We start from the raw sequence: 20,635 nt of genomic DNA, 5'->3' as shown, positions 1-20,635 counted from the left end.
TTTGGTAAAGCAGGTAAGACGTTGAAACGCCTCGTTTTGATGTCCGGTGCTCAGCGCCATTATCGCATCATTGGTCCATCCGACAAAAACGATCGTTTTTGTCACCTGCTGCACGAGCGCTGAGGCCAATCTGCGATCCATTCAGACAACTAGGATGCATGACGCAGAAAGGCGGATCAGTATGGTGCGCTCAAAATCAGGTTCATTGAAGTCGAGCGGTAAACGCTTGGGCTATATCCGGGTCTCTACGGCTGAACAGTCGCCGGCGCGTCAGATCGACGGCCTGCGTGCAGCCTGCGATGCGGTGTTCATCGAGAAAGGTTCTGCAAGCTCACACCATAGGCCCGTATATGACGAAGTGCTCTCGAAACTGAAGCCAGGCGATACGCTTGTCGTCTGGGATGTTGATCGCGCCTATCGCTCGGTCATTGATGCGCTCACGGAAGTAAGAGGGTTAAGCGAGCGTGGTATCGGTTTTGAGGCGATGTCAGGAGAGTATGATCTCTCAACAGCTGATGGTGGCTTCTCATTCACCATCAGAGCCGCTGTGTCTGAATGGGAACGCGAAAAATTAAGAGCACGCACCCGCGAAGGCCTCGCTGCTGCGAAAGCGCGTGGCGTGAAATTGGGTAGGCCAAGGAAGCTTTCAGAAAGGGAAATCGCTGCCGTCCGTGCGAAGAAGGAAGCAGGGGCAAAAAATGTCGATCTCGCGAGGGCCTACAACGTGAGCGGCAGGACAATAGCTCGTTGCCTCCGGGGTTTATCCGGGGATGACCAGGATCAATAATCAGCTTATCAATTGGATAGAGACGCAAATTGAATACGGACTAAGTATCCTTGAGCAACGAAACCGAACATGACTCTTTGGCAGGTATATTCTTTGCTGATGATGCAAATATTTGGGCGACCGGCCGGTCCATATCCGGTCACGAGCAAGATCAATTCGGAAATTACGAGCTGAGCTTTCAGCCAAACTTCGTGGATCGCGAAGAAGTCAATGCATTGCGAATCAAGCCGGCAGAAACTGTAAAAAAAGATGTGGAGGCAATTGTTTCCGCAATGGCCGATCACACCGAAATCTCGGAACTCAAAATCGTAACGACTGCAAGTTTGGGGCCTTTCAAGGAAAATCGAACGGGCTTTAATAACTCCGGAAAAATTATTCATGCACCCAGAGCCGAGAAGTGGGCTGCAATTGATCTTCACAAGATCGTCTCGGACACATTTGAAGAATTTGGCAACAAAAACATTACAGTAAGATGCCTACATGACGCAGAAGCGTTTGTGATTGGCGAACATTATCTTCAAAGGCAAATGCGGCTTAAGAGAGACAAAATTGGGTCTGAAGCTTATAGAAAAGACGAGCGAGCGCTGGCTCAAGAAACGGTAGCATATTTTCTTCTAGATCAGGGTGTTGGTGGAGCTGTTCTAAGGAACAATTCGTTCGTACGCGGAGAAACAGCTCTGGAATTTGGTCATCTTCCTATCTACCCTGCATTTGAAGATGAACATCGATTTCCGATTTCTGATTGCGGTGCGCACTCATTGCCATGTCTCGAAGGCACAGTCTCCATAGAAGCTTTGGCAAAGAAATGGAAGCTCACCCTCGATGACTACTTGCAGCTGCCGGCGGATGCAGAAGCGCTTCACTGGATTGGTTATTACGTGGCTCAAGCGATACATATGATTGTGTTAACGCACTCCCCGACCACTTTCTTTCTAGGCGGGAGACTAGTAAACAATGAATACTTAGTTCCACATGTAAGGGGTTTCTATGACGTTATCGGACGCAATCGAAGAAATGGTCGAATGTATCCAGGATATGATAGCCAATACAAATTAGGTAAGTTCATTAAACGTTGGACATTTCCTGACACAGGAGTGCTAGGTTGCCTATGCTGGAGCCGAAAACAGCTCGACGCAGCAACCAATCCAAACGTTTTCCAGTTTCCATAGAAATAATTGCGCCATGACCCGTTCAAATACTCAACACTTACGCGAAGAAGCCCTCTCCCAAGATTTTTCTGGGAAATACAATTCAAGGTATGATAATGTAAATGTCGAAGAAGGCACAATATTTAAAAAGGAAACTGTACATTATCCGAACAAGAAAAGAGGAGAATTGGAAAGAAGCAAAATTAATAGAACTGTTGATTGTTCTGGACTTACTGACAAGGAATTTAAAGCCGCTCAATACTTCGTCGAGGCCGCAACTAAAGGTACGATTCCTCGCGTTTTATTGGACGCGAGCGATTGGTCAATGCTGCACAAATTAGGCGAAGACGAAACACTTCTGATTGAAACCTTCCGAAAACTTAATCCTGAAAACAAGAAATTTGTGAACCTTTTTAGCAGGGTCGTTCAGGATAAAAGACTCCCTGATACAGCGCCCGAATTATATCCCGATAGAGAGAACAAGTCGGAGGATATTGTTGCGTTTCTTCGTAGGGTATATTTTCAGGACGGCGTAGAGGAATTACCGAGATCATATTTGCGCCGCAAGGATCCACGAGGTTATCAAGCGCTGGCGAACTGGCTCAGGGCTAATGAATTGCCTTCTGACATAAGCATTCCGCGAAATTCGTCACGTTTTGATGATCAAATCTCGGCCTTTTCAGACGAGAGCATAGATGTCGCAACCTTTGGCAAAAGACTTTACAATCTTGCACAAGGAATTTTATCCCGCTCTCCTCGTTGAACAATAATACAACGAAAAAACTTTAAAACGTTGTTGACGATGCATGAAAATAGTGTCACCTTTGCCCTGTCATCAGCAGCAAAGGAGAACGAAGATGACTAATGATCCATTCCGGAAAGCCGGGCAAAACGGATGGAATGTTCCTACCAATAATGACCCAGGCGCTCTGGCCAGCTATCGGCAGGGTCAAAACGACGCTTTTCAAAAACGTCAGGAAGAGCAACGGCGCTTCAACGACTGGTACAATAAATAAGTACTAGTCAACTCAGGAAATGCCGACATGTCGAAGCATCGCGGCATTTCCAAGGGGAAGGTGACGATAATGATCAGCAAAGAAACCAACTGCCCGATATGCGGATGCGTTCAGAATAGGTCAAATCCAATCTTAGGCGGATTGATGTACGGGACTGCAGAACTTTGGCGTTTCAACCACGTCGCTCCGATGCACCCGTTCACGACAGCTTGCATTTACGGGCATGGCTTAAATCGAGTGTGACGAACGTAAGCGTCCAGAGCCGAGAGGCTCTACGTTCAACATGAAAGCAATACCTTAAACTGCCGCGTCGCAGGCGCGGCAGTTCACCCCTGTAGAAGCAACACGCTACAGGAGTTACTTAAATGTCCTTTGACGACAATTTTCTGCACAATCCATCGATGCAGCGCTTCAAAAAGCTTATGCCAGGCCCGACATCGGGGGCGGCCTTCTGGCTTATGATGATCAGTATTGGAATTTCGATCCCAATCGTTTTGTCATTCATCGCCTACTTCATCTTCCAGACCTACGAATTTTGGATGTGGGTATTTGCAGGAGTCGCAGGCATTGCTGCTCTGGTCGGATTGTACTTATTTCTCTCTGGCCTTGCGATTGCTGCATATCTGACTGTTACCAAACAATGGCACGTATTCATTGGCTGGTGGCTAGATCGACTGGCTAGAATTGGCGATCAGTTCACTTCGGTGCGCTCAAGCATGCGCATAATCAGACAGGAACTCGGTGAGCCGGATGCTCTAAAGCCTGAAGAACGTAATGGCTTCCTTCTGTCGATGGCAGCGCCGCAGCGGTTTCCTAAGCGACCAACCGAAAGAATTACATTCGCTGATGATCGTCATATCGGCATGGTCGCGAACAACAGATCAGGAAAAGGTCGAGCTTTCATTATTCCAAACCTAGCACATTGGCTTGGGTCCGCGATCATTTACGATCCAAGCGGCGAGAACTACATGGCGACGGCCAGGTATCGCCGGGAAGTTCTTGGCCAAAAAGTCGTGCTCCTTGATCCGTTCGGGGTTACTGGTGACCCAACAGATAGCTGGAATCCTCTCCACGAGATCGACTTTGAAAATGACCCTTTAGCAATTGATAAGTGTCATGTGGTGTCAGAAAGCCTAGTGCCGCTAGAGGGAGATAAGCCTTACTGGACACATGCAGCTCGTAAAATGATCTCTATGCTGATCGCGTTCGTCGGCACGAATGCCCTGCGAGAGCATGTCCATTTAACTCAGGTCAGAGACCTTCTGCTATCTGGAGACCCATCGTCCCTCTGGATCGCTATGGCCCGAAACGAAGCTTTCGGAGGGCTGATTAGGCGCTTTGCGGAAAGCAATGAACACAGGGCCGAATCTGAACTAGGTTCGACAATGGAAACCGCCAGAACGGCCATGAAGTGGCTCGATTCAGGTGTGGTTGGACAAAATACGTCGCAAAGCAGCTTCTCCATGCGAGAGTTAAAAACAGGAAAAGTCTCCGTTTACATCGTCATTCCTGCTGGTATGGGCGACACATACAAAGCTTGGATGAGATTACTTTTCGATGCGGCTTTTGAGGCCATGCAGGACCTCTCTATACCGAAACCTGAGCATTCTACGCTGTTCTTTTTGGATGAATTCCCACTGCTCGGAAAAATGGACCGCATCAAGCGTGCGGCTGGAGAGTCAGCGAAGTTTGGAGTTAAGTTGTTCGTGTGTGCTCAGGACATCGGCCAACTGAAAGAAATCTATGGTGAGGCATGGGAAACGTTCATTGCGAACGCTGGCGTCCTCATCATGTTCTCCAACAACGATCTTCTCTCTCAGAAATACCTTTCCGCACGCTTGGGCAAAGAATATTTCAAGTCCTATACGCATAGTTCCGGACGCGGTGGGAACTCGTCAAGCTACACCATGCAACTGCGCGAGGTTGCTCGACCCGATCAAGTCGAAAAACAAGTTAGTCGTCAATCCGGTGATGCCTATGTGTTTATCTCTGGCTCGAAACCGCTTCGATTACCACGCGCAAATTACGACCAATGGGGTTTGCTTTCTTCATCTGCTGTTGAGTCGCAGCAAGCATCTAAACCATTGAGTTTGCCACATGTGGATGCCGAAGCTTCTTCGGTGGCGGCTGAGTAATCAGCCGCAAAAAAACAGCTAATTATTTCCAGGAGAATATCTCAATGAGGGACGGCTTTAATCAGGGTGCGCCAGAAACATATGAACAGCGTCAAGATCGATTGCAAAGACAGGCTGACGCAATTGATCGGCAATTGAATACACCGCAATCTCCGCAGATGCATTTACGCCCCAAAGGGGCAATGCGATCCGACGGTGATCGAATTGCGCGGGAAGCAATGGAAAACAAACGTGTGGACCTGATGCAAGAAATTGAACGGATCAAGAAAGAGCGCAGCCAGGGTCAGGAACAGACAATTCGCAAATCAAAGTCGCTATGAGAGGAAAAAATTGGAAATTGGTGGTTGTTTCGTGGTATAATAGGACATGGATGTGAATCGACTCAAGCACCGTTATGAAGGCTGGAAACTGCAGGAAATTGAGAACAATCCTCTGACTGCGGAAGATAAAGCTATGTTCGAAATGTTCGACCGTGAAGGTTGGGACGATGAGCGGCGTCGCGCCTACATTCTCACCGACATCGAGGCTCGGATGAAAGAGTCACTCGCAGCCGAATAATCTTTCATGAATAACGAAGCAAAGGACCGCTGCCTTTATCGTTGGCCGGGCTCCGATGTGCTACGCAATCAGCTTGGCTTAGAAGATGCTGCTTTGCTCGAATACGCTGAGCGACGGCTCGTACAACAGCGTATGGAGGAAGGCTGCCCAAATGGAAGTTTTGATCTCGACCACTTGAAGGCTATTCACCAACATCTTTTTCAAGATGTTTATGACTGGGCTGGAGAGATAAGGCAGGTCGATATCAATAAAGGTGGTCTTTGGTTTCACCCCCATGACCGCATTGAGATGGGCATGGCGGACATACATAAACGCCTAGAACAGCAGAATTTTCTCCGGGCTTTGGGTCGCGCCTCTTTTGCAACTGAGGCTTCAGTCATTGTGGGCGACCTCAACGCACTTCATCCGTTCAGAGAAGGCAATGGACGGACTCAACTTCACTATCTCTCTCAGCTAGCTTCTCAGGCTGGTCAAAGGCTCGACCTGACTAAGCTTGAACGAGGCAGTTGGATTCAAGCCTCCATACTATCGCATGAAGGCGACTATCGCGGAATGTCCGAGTGCATATCAAGAGCGCTGGGCCAGAGTCGAACAAAAGATCGCTCGCGATAGACAATTAATTACCTAGCTAATTTTTTCTTGAACTTGCAAAGCTCAATTTGCTAAAGTGTTCTTGAAATGTTCTATTTCTGCGTGAGCGTATTTCTCCGCACGAGATAGAGGCCGAACCGTTTCCTTAAAAATCAAAACCCTCGGAAAGGAGGCACGCCATGCATGAGCATGAAGAGCGCATATCTATGCGCAGATTAGATGGTCCGAATACGGATGATGGCAGAAATCACCAGCTATCGGTTGGGATCGATACATCCAAATATGAAGCTTTGTTGGCCGACGCGGAAATTTCGGATGAAGACAAGCACGAGCTAATTCAAGCTTTATGGTCTATCGTTTCGAGCTTTGTGAAGCTTGGTTTTGGCGTGCATCCTGTCCAGCTTGCAATGAGCGAAAGGGGTTGTGGACAAGACGTAAACACTTTCGCCGCAGGGCCTCAGATTCTGCTAAAATCAGAGAACGAGCGAAAGGAAGAGATGTCATGCTGAACACGTCAAACACACAGAAAGCGGTTGCATATGTTCGTGTCTCTTCGCTCGCACAAGTCCGAAAAGGGCAAGGCGCTGAAAGCCAAGCTGCGCGCTGCGCTGAATTCGCTCGAATGAAAGGCTATGAGATCGTCCGCGTATTTGAAGACAAGGCGGTCTCCGGATCGCTTGTCGAGCGCCCTGGTATGAAGACTATGCTGGCATACCTTCGCAAACACCGACGCGACCAAATTCGTGTGATCATCGATGATATTAGTCGCTTAGCCAGGGACCTCACCGCGCACCTCAAACTCAGAACATCTATCTCAGAAGCGGGAGGCGTCCTTGAATCTCCTTCCATAGAATTCGGAGAGGACAGCGACTCGCAACTTATCGAGCACCTTCTGGCATCTGTGTCTGCCCATGCTCGCAACAAGAATGCAGAGCAGACCCGCAATCGGATGGAAGCTCGTATTAGGAGCGGATTCTATCCGTTTGCGGCTCCTTGGGGCTTTAGGCACGAACGCGTTGAAGGCATGGGAAAAACACTCGTCCGTGATGAACCGCTGGCAAGCATTATTCAGGAAGCCTTTGAAGGGTTAGCGTCTGGGCGTTTCCAGTCAAAAACAGAAATCATGCGTTTCTTCGAAACCTTCCCTGAATTCCCTCGTGGAAATAATGGTCGCGTCCATTTGCAACGTGTTCATGACCTCCTGAACCGCGTCCTTTACGGCGGCATGGTGGAACGCCCAGAATGGGGTGTTTCTCTACGGCCAGGAAAGCATGAAGGTCTGGTGAGTTTTGAGACATTCCAGAAAGCTCACGAACGTCTCAACGGTCGCGCTTATGCCGCGACCCGCGCTGACCTTAATCAGGACTTCCCGTTGCGCGGCACGGTCGTCTGCGCGTGTTGTTCGAAGAACATGACTGCCAGCTGGTCTACATCCAAGACAGGCAAGAAGCATGCGTATTATATGTGTTTCAATAAAGCCTGCGACGAATACCGCAAATCCATCAAGCGCGATGATCTTGAGGGTGCCTTCGAGAAGTTGCTTCAAAAGCTAACGCCTGGGAAACAACTCATCGACCTTGTGACAGTCATGTTTAAGGACGCATGGAGCCAGCAAGCAGGGCAGGCTAAAGCCGCACTTAGATCAGTTGAGGATTCGATTAAGAAAATCGATGCGGATATTGCCTCGCTTCTGGATCGTATCGTGACGGCGACAAATGAGAGTGTGATCAACGCTTACGAGCGCCGAATTGAGAGCTTGGAAAAGGAAAAGCTTTTGCTTTCCGAAAAGCTGTCTCAACAGCCCCAAAAAGATCGCCCTTTCGAGGAGATGTTCGAACTCACGATGCGCTTCCTCTCAAGTCCTTATAATCTTTGGAAAAAAGGCGACTACATCGCTCGTCAAACTGTGCTGAGATTGGTGCTTTCATCGCCACTGGCATATGACCGAAAATCGGGTTTTCGAACCCCTGATATTTCTAATATTTTCAGAGGCTTAAAGGGTGATATGATGTCTGAAATACAAATGGCGCACCCATCAGGATTCGAACCTGAGACCTCTGCCTTCGGAGCTGGTTCATTGCCCTATCCGAATTACGCGATAGGGCACGCCAGAGTGAGATAACCACCTGAAAATTGTTGATTTTTAGAATCCTCTCTCCGAAATCCCTATCCGAGAGTATGCCCGAATTTGCCGCCAAGTGCTTACGTGGTACTTACGCGAAGTCGGGTCCGGCAGGGACTGGAACAATGGCGAAGATCACCAAGCGGGTCGTTGATACGGCTGAAACAGGCACCAAAGATTACGTCATTTGGGATGATGAACTCCCTGGGTTTGGTCTACGCGTCTTCGCATCCGGGAAGAGAAGCTATGTGATTCAGTATCGATCAAGAGGACGTTCGCGTCGCTATACGATAGGTCTGCATGGCGTATGGACTCCGGAGGCCGCACGTCGTGAAGCGAAAGCGCAACTTGGCCGGGTCGCTCATGGTGACGACCCCGCCGAAGAACGGGAAGAAGACCGGAAGGCGCTTACCATCAAGCGGCTCTGCGAGCAGTACATCGCCGACATGGAAGCTGGCCTCATCTTAGGGAAAGGCGGCCGGCCGAAGAAGGAGACCACCATTGCCACCGATGTCGGCCGTATCCGCAGGCACATCATTCCTCTTCTTGGGACACGACGTGTGCGGGACATCACAAAGCCGGACATGAACAATCTGATGAAAGACATCATTGCCGGTAAGACGCGCGTGTCCATGAAAACCGAAAAGCTCCGTGGCAAGGCCATCGTTCGCGGCGGCCGCGGCACAGCGATCCGGACCATGGGCCTGCTCGGTGGCATTTTCTCTTATGCCGTCGAGGCTGGCGTGATTGAGCACAACCCGACGCATGGTCTCCGCAAACCGAAATACCAGGTCCGTGACCGAAGGCTCAGCGAAGCCGAGTATCGGGTTCTAGGCGGCATTCTTCGCGAGGCGCGGGAGAGCGACCACTACCGCATACACGCCGATATCCTCAGGCTGATCGCGCTGACTGGCTGCCGTCGCGGAGAAATCATAAATCTCAAATGGAGCGAGGTCGATCTTGAGGGTAGCTGCCTGCGGCTGATCGATAGCAAGGAGGGATCTTCCGTCCGTCCTGTCGGATTGCCTGTTATCGAGTATCTCGAAGACGAACGGAAGCGACGGGCAGGCACGTATGTCTTTCCCGGCAAGGGCTTGGACAACGCCGTCGGGAACTTCCCACAGAGTTGGAAGAAGATGTTCAAGGACACGTCGCTTTGGGACGTAACCCCTCACGTTTTGCGACACAGCTTCGCGAGCATCGCGAACGACCTGGGCTTCACAGAGATCACGATCGCCGCCCTCATCGGTCACGCTAAGGGATCCGTCACGAGCAAGTACGTCCATACGCTGGATTCCACATTGATCATGGCTGCGGACACCGTGTCTGGCTACGTGAAGGCGCTACTCGAAGGGGTCGAGTTCAGGCGGAACACCTACACGCTGGATCGGCAGTCCCGACAGAGCGCAATTAATCAGATGCTTACGGAGGCGAAACCGACAGTTTAACTCCAGGAAGTTCTCGATGAATTTTTGAAATCGCCCTGTTCAGCTTCTGAATTTCTCCCACAATTAGATCTGACAGCCATTTCCGAGCTATCTGCCAAATAGGGCGGCTAGTTATATTTTGATGAATTCAGAGTGCCACGGTGTGCGCCCCAAAAGTCATGCGGGCCCCACCCTAATTCATCCCTACAGCATTTAGTATAAAAGCTATTGCTCTATCGGCCTGTCGAAAATCTGAAAAGCGGCCAAAGCTGAAACGTATACACTCCGACGCGGCCCCTCGATCAATTCCCATCGCACTTAGAACATGTGAGGGCTCCATCGTCCCTGACGAGCAGGCTGACTGTGTCGACGCTGCTATGTGGGGCTGCAGACGCGCCAATAGATCGGCCGCGTTTTGCCCCTGAAAATGCATCAACGCATTTCCAGGGTGACGGTCTTTCCGCGCACCAACCAAGTTAGCAATTTGTTTTTCTTCAAGCTGTTCAACAAATCGATCTTTGATTGAAGCAATTCGCTCGCGCTCAATCGGTCCATCAATCGAAACGAGCCGGCAAGCTTCGCCGAATCCTACAATGAGCTCGGTAGGCATCGTCCCGCCGCGCCGCCCACCTTGTTGACCGGCACCCATGACAACGGGTCTCACAAACTCAGACACACCGGGACCTGTTAAGAGCGCCCCGATACCTTTGGGGCCATAGAGCTTGTGTGCGGAAATCGTCGCGAACGGGATGTCTAGATCAAGAAGGTTGATGTCCATTGCGAGAGGGGCCTGAGCAAGATCTGCGTGAAACAGGACGCCACAGGATCTGCAGAGCGCTGCTATTGCAGCGAGCTCTGCGATTGCCCCATTCTCGTTGTTGACGCCTATCACAGAAACAAGCGCTGTCTCATCGCTTATCATTGCGCGTAGTTTGTCATGGTCTGGCGCTCCTCGCTCATCGAGTGGAATGTGCTTTACTGTCAAGCGACTACTGTTCGCTTCGTTGCGGATGGACCCATGATCCGCCGAACCGATCAGAACCTCGGTCCGCCCCGTTTGGGATGCGATTGCTCTCGCCGCATTCAGCGCCATCGCGTTTGCCTCACTCGCGCCTGATGTGAAGATCACATCATCAGCCTGTAGCCCAAAAAGAGCGGCAACCTTTGAGGCGGCGGCGTCAATTGCCGCGGCCGCTCGCCAACCAAGCACGTGATCAACCGCATGTGGGTTAGCGAAGTGCGTCGCAAACGCCGCCTGCATCACCCGCAGGACACGATCGTCCAATGGCGTTGCAGCCTGATAGTCGAGGTAGATGGTATCACCGACTTGCATAGGGTCCTCAATACTGGACGATGTCTCCAGTACCTTGTATAACTTTTCCTGCTGGATGACATCCCCAGGAGGCAAAGTGAGAGCTCAAGAACTGAAGAACGATCAGTATCGCCCATCCTTTTCGGGGCATGAGACATTTCCTTTGCGCTACGGATGGCTTCAAAAAGCCTATCGCGCGGTGAGCGGAGCTCCGTCCCCTAAGGACGCGGTCCATGTGTTCCGCGACCCGGATTCTATCGCGCGTTTTGGCGTCGGCCGTAACATGGTGGGCGCTATACGGTATTGGGCAACCGGCGCCGGAATCCTCGATGAAACAAATGAAGGGCTCGTAACGACATGGCTCGGCGATATGCTGTTTGGTCGCGATGGAATTGATCCCTTTCTTGAAGAAGACTCATCCCTTTGGCTCCTGCATTGGCATTTGGCTTCGCGCCCCCGGCTGACGTCGGCTTATTGGCTCTTCAACGAGTTCCGCGGCGGAAGTTTTGTCAGGCAAGATATCGTCGAAGCCTTGCTAGCCCTTGCGCAGGATTGCTCATGGAGTCGCGTGGCCTCGACGACTGTCGACCGAGATCTTCAATGTCTGCTCAGAACGTATATTGGCGGCCGCGGCTCAAGCGATGCCGGAGATTCCATTCTTGCTGAACTCGGGTTGATCCGCCCGATGGACAAACAACGATCAAGGCTTTCGCGCGGTCGAAAGCCGAGCCTGCCTGATGCTGTTTTTCTTTTTTGCCTCAATGAGTTTTGGAGAAATTCCGCACCGGCCCAAAACACGATGTCATTTGAAAACGCGGCATATGCGCCGCGATCCCCGGGCAGGGTCTTTCTGCTCAATGATGAAGACATCGCTGAACGACTCGAGCGCCTCGAAGAGATATCAGGTGGAAAACTTGGCTGGTCGGAAACGGCAGGATTGCGGCAGATCATCCGAAGCGGCCATCCTTCAATCGACTTCGAGCGTAGCACGCTTCGCAACGCCCTTGCTTGCCCTCAAATGCGGGAGGCTGCATGAGCGATACCGTCACAATCACACCGAGATTTCGCCGTTCAGTACGGATCGATTCCGATTTTGCTTCTGTCACGGCTGTTGACGGCTTCTACTGTCCACCATCATTTCAAGCCGCAGTGACCTTCATGGCCGCGCATGTCGCTGACACTGAACAAGGCGCGTTTACATGGACTGGTCCCTATGGGGGCGGCAAATCGAGTCTGGCGCTTGCTCTCGCTTGCCTCTTTGGTGCGCCAAAGGCTGTTCGGGAACAAGCTGCGTCGTTGTTTGGCGATGCAGTCACAGCCGCCTTGAAAGCCGCGCTGCCACACTTTCCGGCTCGTTGGAGCGTTTTGCCACTCGTCACCGAACGCCGTTCCATTTCTGTACAACTCGCTGAGCTTCTGGAGCTTCCGACGGGCGCTACGCCAGCGGCTATTCTCGACGAAATCCAACGCAGATCAAAAGACCGCGGCCTCCTCCTTATTATGGATGAACTTGGAAGAGGTCTGGAAGCCGCTGCCGATGGCGCAGGTGACATCCATCTGTTGCAGGATATCGCTGAGCTCGCTTCCCGAAGCCAAGGCAGGCTGATCTTCCTCGGAATCTTGCATCAAGCCTTCGAGGAATATGCGGAACGCCTAAGCCGAAAAGCGAGAGATTCTTGGGCGAAAATCCAAGGCCGGTTTGTCGATATTTCGATCTCCGTTTCGCTAGAAGAGGCCATTGAGCTTATCGGCGAAGCATTGGGCCATCAACGCGCGGTCCGAAAAGCGCTTCCGCTGGCCGAAGCCTGCGTCGATTACCTTCGGCCAGCAAGGGGCAAATCCGACGCCAAACGTATGGCTGGCAAGCTCGCGCGGACAGCCCCGCTCCATCCCTTTACAGCCTGCCTCTTGGGGCCTTTGTCTCGAAGGAGGTTTGGTCAAAATCAGCGGAGCATATTCTCGTTTCTCAGCTCAGCGGAACCTTTCGGATTGCAGGACGCCCTGGCCAGCGAAACCATCAACAGCGTCTATCCGCCCTATCTCCTGTGGAGCTACCTGCAAGCCAATTTCGAACCAGCTATCCTATCCTCCCCGGACGGACGACGGTGGGCGCTTGCGCACGATGTCATCGAAAGGGCGATAGCTCGAGGAGCGAGCGATACCGAACTGAAGGCGCTGAAGACGATAGCGGTCTTGGATCTGCTCAAGGACAGGTCCGGTTTGACCACGCAGCCCGCGACTATCGCACTAGCACTCCACGAACTCAATCGGACTGACGTTGACAACGCATTGGCGCGCTTGGAACGGCAATCAGAAATCGTCTTTCGAAAACACACTGGCATTTATGTGCTTTACGCCGGATCAGATTTCGACGTCGAAGCAAGATTGCAGGAAGCAATCGCCGAGACGGGCGAGGTCGATCTAAACCTAGTCCGGACTTTGGCCGACCTGCAGCCAATGCTTGCCAAGCGCCATCATGAGAAAACCGGAGCTATGCGATGGTTCGAGATGTCGATCGAATCGGTGTCGGGGCTCGAAGCCTTGCCTAATCCAAAGCATCCCCAAGACACTGTTGGGCGCATTGTATTTCCTTTGCCGACGCAAGGTGAAACGCCTGAGGAAGCCTTTGACGCCTATGAACGCGCCATACGATCCTCCAAGTCTCATCCATTGTTCATAGGGCATCATCCTAACGCTAGCCAACTGCTTGAACTTGCACGTGAGTTGACTGGTCTAAGCAGCCTTGAGAACCGATTTTCCGAACTAAGAGGAGATCCGATAGCGCGACGCGAAATCGACTCGCGTATCGCCGAAGTACGCCAGAAACTCGAGGACAACTTACACGGCCTTATCGGAGAATGCTTTTGGTATGAGGGTACCAACAAGCCGAGGCGCCTAACTAAACGCCTCCTGAATGAGCAACTATCATCCCGTGCAGACACAATTTTTGATGACGCACCCGATATCAGCAACGAGCTCCTAAACTGCTCAGAACCGTCTTCAAATGCCGTCAGCGCGCGAACTAAGCTCATGAAGCGGATGGCAATGCGTGCATCCGAAGCAGACTTGGGATTCGAGGGCAAGAACTATCCCGCTGAACGGGGCCTATACATATCACTACTGCAAGAAACAGGATTGCATATCGACGGAGAATATCGGGCGCCCAACCAGGGGGATAAACTGCATCCGCTATGGCGGGAGGCAGACACGATGCTTGCCAATGCCGAACATGGCATCGTGACGGCGGATGAAATCATAGAGAGGTGGGGCGAGGATCCAATAGGGCTTAAAGCAGGCTTAGGCCCGGTGTTCATCGCAGCCTATATCTTGTCGCGGCGCGCTCGCGTCGCCGTCTATGGCGAAGACGTATTTCAAAGCAACTTCAATGAACTTTGCGTCGAATTTCTCGCAAGAAATGCTAAGGATATCGGCCTGCGCCGTGTTGAAATGGAAGGATTCATCGGCGAAACGCTTGAGGAATTGGGCAGCCTTTTGAAACTCAAAGAAGCAGCCGAACCCCTCCTTGTTGCGCAAACCATTATCGGGGAATTCGACGCGCTCGTGCCTTGGACCACCCGGACTCAATCACTTTCCCCGCAAACACTCCAGGTTCGGGAAATCCTCAAGCGGGCAAACGATCCAAACAAGCTCCTATTTGATGATTTGCCGCGCCTGACGGAACCGCTTCCGGACGGTCACTTTGACCCCAAAGCAACTGCCCTTCTTCTGAGGGACGCGCTGGCAGAAATGCGTGCGGCTTACCCCAAGGTTCTCGATGAACTCAAAGGTCTGATGCTACGTGAGCTTGATGTTCGTGGAGAAGCTGAAGAGGCCTTCCAGGATTTGCGCGAGCGTGCAGACAATATCCGACAGATTGGTGGCGACCTACGTCTTGAAGCGTTCGTGGGTCGGCTAACGCAGTTTCACGGAACACGTGAAGACATGGAAGGCGTTGCCAGCATTGCGGCCAATAAGCTGCCGCGCGATTGGAACGATGGAGATCGCGAACGCGCAGCAGTTGGAATCGTAGAACTTTCTGCGTCGTTTCTGAGGACTGAGACCATGGCGCGGGTGAAAGGGCGCAAAGATCGCCGCCATGCTCTAGCAGTCGTAGTCGGTAAGGATTCCGCACCGCACTCTCTTTTCCAAGAATTCGAGATCGCGGATATCGATCGGCACGATGTCCAGAAGTTGGCCAGCGTTGTTGACAAGGTACTCCGCGAAGCGGACCAGCAACGACGCGATATTATTCTGGCAGCCCTAGTCGAGGTTACGTCGAAATACATCGATTCTGACCGGCAACACCGGGTGGGAGAGCGAGCATGACCGGAACTCGGCACGTCCTCGGCCTATCCGGCGGACGAGACAGCGCCGCTTTGGCGATTTTCATGCGTCAACGACATCCAGAAATCGATGTTGAGTATTTCTTCACCGATACGGGAAAGGAATTGCCAGAGGTCTATAGCTATCTCACGCGATTGGAGGGATATCTCGGAAAATCCATCTCAAGACTAAATCCCGACAGAGATTTCGATTATTGGCTTAAGAGCTACAAAAGCTACCTTCCTTCCCCTCAATCCCGCTGGTGCACACGACAGCTAAAACTCCGCCCCTTTGAGCTATGGGTCCGTCAATTCATAGAGGCCGGCGAGACCGTCATTTCTTATGTAGCTATTCGCAGCGATGAGGAATATCGCGAAGGCTACCAGTCCAATAAGGATAGGTTGCTTGTCAGGCTACCATTTAAAGATAGCGGCATAGACAAGGCTGGCGTCATCGAAATTCTCGAAGGATCAGGTCTTGGTCTTCCAGACTACTATGATTGGCGAACACGAAGTGGATGTACATTCTGCTTCTTTCAACAGAAGATCGAGTGGGTTCGTCTGCGCGAACGGCACCCAGAGGCATTTGAGGAAGCGAAGCGATACGAAAAAAACGCGATTGAACACGGATCCCCTTTCACTTGGAGTCAAGGCGAATCGCTCAGCGAACTCGAGAAACCTGAACGCCAGGAACAAATCAGGGAAGAACACCAACGGCGCCTTGAACGGGCGCGGTCCCGGCTCCAAGCAAACCCATTGCGGCCGGATGCTTCGATCGACCTAGACGATGTCTACGGCGGAGCGGCCAAGGCCTGCCTCACTTGCCACAAGTAACATTATGAAATGTGAAGGCTTTCGATTTATGGTCCATTTATGTTCAAGGTAACTGCTCGAACAATCCTGGAATTGGGATCGGAGCTCATCAGCTCCGATGCTATTGCGTTTTACGAGCTGATCAAGAACGGGATCGATGCCGGTTCTGGTAACGGTGTCACTATCAATTTCGATATCGTTTTGGGGCGGCGGGACTATCAGGAGACGAAATCCCAAATTCTCAGCGAGATTAGGGACGCCGATGACGAAAATGCTCCTGATTTGGATGATCTTAAGGAGGAGCTTTCCGGCAAACTCAATACGGAAGCCGACGAGCTCTGGGAAAGTGCCAAGGAGTTCATCGAAGAAGCCGATACACACGAAGCATTACTAAACGCGCTTGAAGAAATCAATGCCCTGAACTCGATCACGATCTCGGATACTGGGTCGGGCATGTCATTAACGGAACTCGATACTGTATTCCTAGTCATTGGAACCTCATCCCGAAAGAATGAGATCGATGCCGCAATGGCAGGTGGAAAGTCACACGCTCCTTTCCTCGGCGAGAAAGGGATTGGACGCCTATCGGCAATGCGGCTCGGGGATCGCTTATCCGTTCGAACAACAAAAACAAAAGATAAGAATTACAACTTGATCGATATCGATTGGTCCGAATTCGACGATTCTACGAAGATGATCCAAGACATCGACGTCAAGCCCAAAAAGGGGCCCAAGAAGGAGAATCCTGAGTTCAGTGGCACTGATATAAGAATTCGGAAGCTGAACGCCGATTGGAGTGAGAAGCGTGTCGATCGTCTGGCCATCGACGACTTTTCTTTACTTGTCGATCCTTTGGCCAAGGCCTCCGGTCAGCGCATCGCGGTGTTTTGGAACGGAAAAAGAGTCAATTTTCGGCGACTTGAAAAGTCGTTCCTATCCCACGCACATGCCATGGTGCGCGGACAATACAGAATAATAAACTCAGAGCCCCATTTAGAATTGCGCATCGAGATAAATAATCTCGGATTTGAGCACCCGAAAGAAGTCAGCATCGAAGTAGCAACCGTCGATGAACTGAGCGCGGCGCTTATAGGCTTACAAGCCAAGCGACGTAGAATGAACAAAAGGGATATAGACTATACCGCGCTCGAAAATGTGGGTCCATTCGATTTCCAATTACATTGGTTCAATCGGCGTACTCTACGTCGGTTCTCTTCTGCAGGCGAACGCCAAGCGCTCCTCAACCTTCTAGATCAATGGATGGGTGTTCGACTGTATCGCGACGGCTTCCGAGTTTATCCATATGGGGCGGAAGACGATGACTGGCTAGATCTCGACAAGACCGCTCTCGCCTCAAAAGGTTATGCGCTCAACCGAATACAGCTCATTGGGCAAGTCGAGATCGGTCGTCTGCAGAATCCTGAGCTCATCGATCAAACGAATCGCGAAGGCCTGCGGCAGACACCTGAAGAAGCCATCCTCAAAGAGACAGTTCAGTTCGCCGTCGAACGCCTCAGAGATGAAATGAACCGCGTCACCAAGGAACAAAAGGACGCCAAAGAACCCTTCATCGCCGATGAAACCAGGACGGTCGATCTTGAGAAGCGGATGAAGACGGCGATCCAGTCAATCCGAAAAGTTGTACCTTCAGAACACCGAGAAGTGGTCCAAGAGCTCGAGCTTATGCGTGAAGAGTTCGCGCGATATGCAGCCGAAGCCCGTGAACGCATCGCCGATATGGAGAAAGATGCCGATCAGATGCTGGCAATGGCAGGCATCGGCTTGATGGTCGAAGTTGTTGCGCACGAGCTGACCCGATCGGCCGAAGACGCGCTTGACGTTCTGAACAGCCTGAAGCGCAAGTCCGTTCCCGATGAAATTCGCCGTCGGCTTGAGAGCCTCAGGGCGTCAATGACGAGCATCAGTAAGCGATTGCGAATTCTCGATCCTCTCAGTGTGACGGGAAGACAGCGCAAAGAACGGTTCAATCTTGATGAACTCCTGAACGAAATCCTAGAAGCTCATGAAGCCCAGTTCGAACGGCATCAGGTTGAATTGAACGTTCTGCTTCCCGACCGATCTGTACAGGTCTCCGCGGTCAAGGGAATGGTTGTTCAGGTGCTCGAAAATCTGATCTCCAACTCTATCTACTGGATGGATGTTGAAAAGCAGCGGAAGATGTCATTCAGGCCGGCGCTAACGATCTCGCTAGAGGACAACCCGCCGCGGATACGGTTCTCCGACAATGGCCCAGGAATTTCGAAGCAGTACAAGGATCGCATCTTCGACCTCTTCTTCTCGCTCAAGGACAAGAGTCGCCGTCGCGGCCTCGGCCTCTACATCGCTCGGGAGGCAGCAGAGCATAATGGTGGTGCTCTTATGCTGGACCCGGATGTGCTCAATAGCGAGGGACGTTACTCCACCTTCGATTATCGCGTTGTGGGGGAAGAGAATTGAGCGATAAGCAGCAGGTGCGAGATGCCGGCATTGGCTCTGCAATTATTGTCGATGATGGATATGATGAGGTTCCGCAGGTCGTAGAACTGCGTGACGAAGGTGCTTGGGATAGCCTATTTGATGATGTTCAAGGAGGTGCCAGTGCGGACCGGATTGAAGCCTTATTTCCCGCCTATGATCCGGAAGATCGAGAGGAGCTGAGAACCAGTCAGGAGTTCATCAACGCTCTTTGGCATGGCCGAGATGCTATCCGGGATTTGCTGGGCGGACTCTTTGACGTCTACGAGCAAAAAATTTCTGACAATCGGCCCTTCCTTGACGCCGCAGAGGCCGCCCTCGCAGCACTCGAGATCCCATTTGAGACTTGTGGGCGAGATTTCGTCCAATCAGCCGCTGAAGTTGATCTGATCGTCATTGACCTCTTCCTGGGGATTCAACAAGGCGCACAAGATCGTGAGCTTACCGTCGAGCGACTTAAAGAGGTTATTGTACGCCGTGGGGCTCGCCCGCTTCCCTCTATTGTTCTCATGTCGCAAGTCCCCGGCATCGATGAATTGGCGAAGCACTTCCGCCAAGATGTGAAGCTCCATGCCTCTGCTTTTCGGCACATCAGAAAGAACGATCTGCCCAAGCCTGGACGCATGGAGGGTCTGATCCTCACCCTCGCAACGCATCGATCCGACAGCCAAGCTCTGGCCACTTTCGTGGAGACTTGGGAAAACAAGGCCATGGAAGCTGTCCACGCCGCCGCAGGCACCTTGCGCAAAATTGACATCGATGACCTGCAGCATATTCGGAGCATGTTGCTCCGTTTCGAAGGCCTTAAAACGTCCAGCTACATGCTCGACGTCTTCGACCGCGTTCTCCAATATGAAATCGAGTCTCACGATACTGTGTTGCAGGCTGCGCTTCCACTCGATGAAATGGCGGAGGATCCACCTCCGCTTATGATTTCAAACGACCGGGACACCTACGCTGTTCTGGAGCAGACCCTCTTCGTTAACCCTAAACGCCGCGCCCATGTCACAGGCGCTGTGTGGCCAATTGCTTTTGGAGACATCTTGGGGCCAAAGCCCGGCGAGCCCGTTAAGCCCCACGGTTTCTTTTCAGGCCGAACTGACTCGGTCTATTTTGTAGCTTCTCCAGAATGTGACCTGATCCGGAAAGATGGCCTTACGACAGCCTTGTTGATGGCGGGATCGCTCCAAGAAATCGACATGGCCAAGCCGGGCCTCGCTGTGACTTCGAAAACAACACCGGTAATCGTCTTGGACGAAGGCCAACGTTTTCAAATCGAATGGGACTTCGGGGAATTGCGAACGATCACGCTGGCTTCGGCCAAACGGTTGCTCCACGAAGGCGTCGGCGGCGTATCGGTCGTTGCTCGGCTCAGGAAGGAAACTGCGCTCAATCTGCGCCAACAGTTGCTTAGCAATATCGGGCGAGTCGGAGAACTTGCGCCTCTCCCTAGATCGTTGCGGTTTAGAGCCCACCTCCATCTCCCGCTACAACAAGGGGGTACACAACCAATCGTCATGCCAGACGATATGGCAATCACTGGAAACATTCTGATTTCTCGTAGAGGAAAATATGCTTCGGCCATAGTCGACTCTGTTTGCGAGGAGGATCTTACGGAAGCTCTGCTTAACTTGGACATCCAGAATGTTGAGAGAAATAGCAGAGCAGCGTTTGAAATGCTCAAAGAGCAAACACGAATACGGCAGATATTCCGGTCAGGTTTTCAGGGGATTGAGCTTCCTTTGAGCGGCCCCAAGGGCACAGGCTTGCTCAAGGCTGGCGAAGAGCAGCCGGATTCGGACGACAAAAAGCCGAAAGTCGACAGAGTCGGCACGATTGTAAAAGCAGAACAGATCGAAGATGCTCTGGGAAATAACCATCGAGGTGTTGGCCTCATAGTTCAACTTCAAGTCGATGAAGCGGGGTAGT

At 51.7% G+C, this 20,635-nt stretch carries 17 protein-coding genes; 16 read left to right on the top strand and 1 reads right to left on the bottom strand.

Features of this window, described 5'->3' with window-relative positions; translation table 11 throughout:
• Positions 1–181 precede the first annotated feature (181 nt).
• The 11 genes from ACFQDM_RS14015 (at position 182) to ACFQDM_RS13965 (ending at position 9,805) form a co-directional block, all read left to right on the top strand.
• Positions 182–787 (top strand): recombinase family protein, encoded by a 606-nt coding sequence (locus ACFQDM_RS14015; RefSeq protein ID WP_377380043.1) that lies wholly within the window; start codon positions 182–184, stop codon positions 785–787.
• 50 nt (positions 788–837) lie between these two features.
• A complete protein-coding gene (locus ACFQDM_RS14010) occupies positions 838–1,956 on the top strand; it encodes an ROK family protein (protein ID WP_377380041.1) in 1,119 nt (372 codons plus the stop codon).
• Positions 1,957–1,969: 13 nt separating this feature from the next.
• Entirely contained in the window at positions 1,970–2,698 is a 729-nt protein-coding gene (locus tag ACFQDM_RS14005) for a hypothetical protein (RefSeq protein WP_377380039.1), read from the top strand.
• Between the two features lie 94 nt (positions 2,699–2,792).
• Positions 2,793–2,951, top strand: a complete 159-nt coding sequence (locus tag ACFQDM_RS14000) for a hypothetical protein (RefSeq protein WP_377380038.1) — start codon at positions 2,793–2,795, stop codon at positions 2,949–2,951.
• A gap of 365 nt (positions 2,952–3,316) precedes the next feature.
• The gene (locus ACFQDM_RS13995; protein WP_377380037.1) at positions 3,317–5,086 is read left to right on the top strand and encodes a type IV secretory system conjugative DNA transfer family protein; all 1,770 of its coding nucleotides are present in this window, start codon (positions 3,317–3,319) and stop codon (positions 5,084–5,086) included.
• Positions 5,087–5,130: 44 nt separating this feature from the next.
• Positions 5,131–5,406 carry a hypothetical protein gene (locus tag ACFQDM_RS13990; protein WP_377380035.1) on the top strand — a complete coding sequence of 92 codons (276 nt, stop codon included), beginning with the start codon at positions 5,131–5,133 and terminating at the stop codon, positions 5,404–5,406.
• A 52-nt stretch (positions 5,407–5,458) separates the two neighbouring features.
• Entirely contained in the window at positions 5,459–5,644 is a 186-nt protein-coding gene (locus ACFQDM_RS13985; RefSeq protein WP_377380034.1) for a hypothetical protein, read from the top strand.
• A 6-nt stretch (positions 5,645–5,650) separates the two neighbouring features.
• Positions 5,651–6,256, top strand: a complete 606-nt coding sequence (locus ACFQDM_RS13980; protein ID WP_377380032.1) for a Fic/DOC family protein — start codon at positions 5,651–5,653, stop codon at positions 6,254–6,256.
• A 158-nt stretch (positions 6,257–6,414) separates the two neighbouring features.
• A complete protein-coding gene (locus ACFQDM_RS13975; RefSeq protein WP_377380031.1) occupies positions 6,415–6,744 on the top strand; it encodes a hypothetical protein in 330 nt (109 codons plus the stop codon).
• Entirely contained in the window at positions 6,738–8,357 is a 1,620-nt protein-coding gene (locus ACFQDM_RS13970; RefSeq protein ID WP_377380029.1) for a recombinase family protein, read from the top strand. The genes ACFQDM_RS13975 and ACFQDM_RS13970 overlap by 7 nt, the downstream gene beginning before the upstream one ends.
• A gap of 125 nt (positions 8,358–8,482) precedes the next feature.
• Positions 8,483–9,805 (top strand): tyrosine-type recombinase/integrase, encoded by a 1,323-nt coding sequence (locus ACFQDM_RS13965; protein ID WP_377380027.1) that lies wholly within the window; start codon positions 8,483–8,485, stop codon positions 9,803–9,805.
• Between the two features lie 172 nt (positions 9,806–9,977).
• Here the strand turns inward: ACFQDM_RS13965 and ACFQDM_RS13960 are convergent, their stop codons facing one another.
• Positions 9,978–11,117, bottom strand: coding sequence for a cysteine desulfurase family protein (locus ACFQDM_RS13960; protein ID WP_377380025.1), 1,140 nt, complete (start codon positions 11,115–11,117; stop codon positions 9,978–9,980).
• A 34-nt stretch (positions 11,118–11,151) separates the two neighbouring features.
• Between ACFQDM_RS13960 and ACFQDM_RS13955 the strand changes: the two genes are divergently transcribed.
• From ACFQDM_RS13955 to ACFQDM_RS13935, 5 genes are read left to right on the top strand one after another with little or no spacing between them, the layout of a single operon-like run.
• Entirely contained in the window at positions 11,152–12,132 is a 981-nt protein-coding gene (locus tag ACFQDM_RS13955; RefSeq protein ID WP_377380023.1) for a DUF4007 family protein, read from the top strand.
• Positions 12,129–15,422: an ATP-binding protein gene (locus ACFQDM_RS13950; protein WP_377380022.1), complete on the top strand. Its 3,294-nt coding sequence runs from the start codon at positions 12,129–12,131 to the stop codon at positions 15,420–15,422. Before ACFQDM_RS13955 ends, ACFQDM_RS13950 begins: the two co-directional genes overlap by 4 nt.
• Positions 15,419–16,252, top strand: a complete 834-nt coding sequence (locus ACFQDM_RS13945; protein ID WP_377380020.1) for a phosphoadenosine phosphosulfate reductase domain-containing protein — start codon at positions 15,419–15,421, stop codon at positions 16,250–16,252. Before ACFQDM_RS13950 ends, ACFQDM_RS13945 begins: the two co-directional genes overlap by 4 nt.
• Before the next feature lie 39 nt (positions 16,253–16,291).
• On the top strand, positions 16,292–18,688 hold the full coding sequence (locus ACFQDM_RS13940; protein WP_377380018.1) for a sensor histidine kinase: 2,397 nt from the start codon (positions 16,292–16,294) through the stop codon (positions 18,686–18,688).
• Positions 18,685–20,634 (top strand): hypothetical protein, encoded by a 1,950-nt coding sequence (locus ACFQDM_RS13935; protein WP_377380017.1) that lies wholly within the window; start codon positions 18,685–18,687, stop codon positions 20,632–20,634. Before ACFQDM_RS13940 ends, ACFQDM_RS13935 begins: the two co-directional genes overlap by 4 nt.
• The last annotated feature ends 1 nt before the right edge of the window (position 20,635 follow it).

Origin of the sequence: Ponticaulis profundi, assembly GCF_042659465.1 — a bacterium.
In the GTDB taxonomy this organism is placed as follows: domain Bacteria; phylum Pseudomonadota; class Alphaproteobacteria; order Caulobacterales; family Hyphomonadaceae; genus Ponticaulis; species Ponticaulis profundi.
The sequence above is the reverse complement of the archived record's forward strand: the minus strand, read 5'-3'. Positions and strand labels throughout refer to the sequence as shown.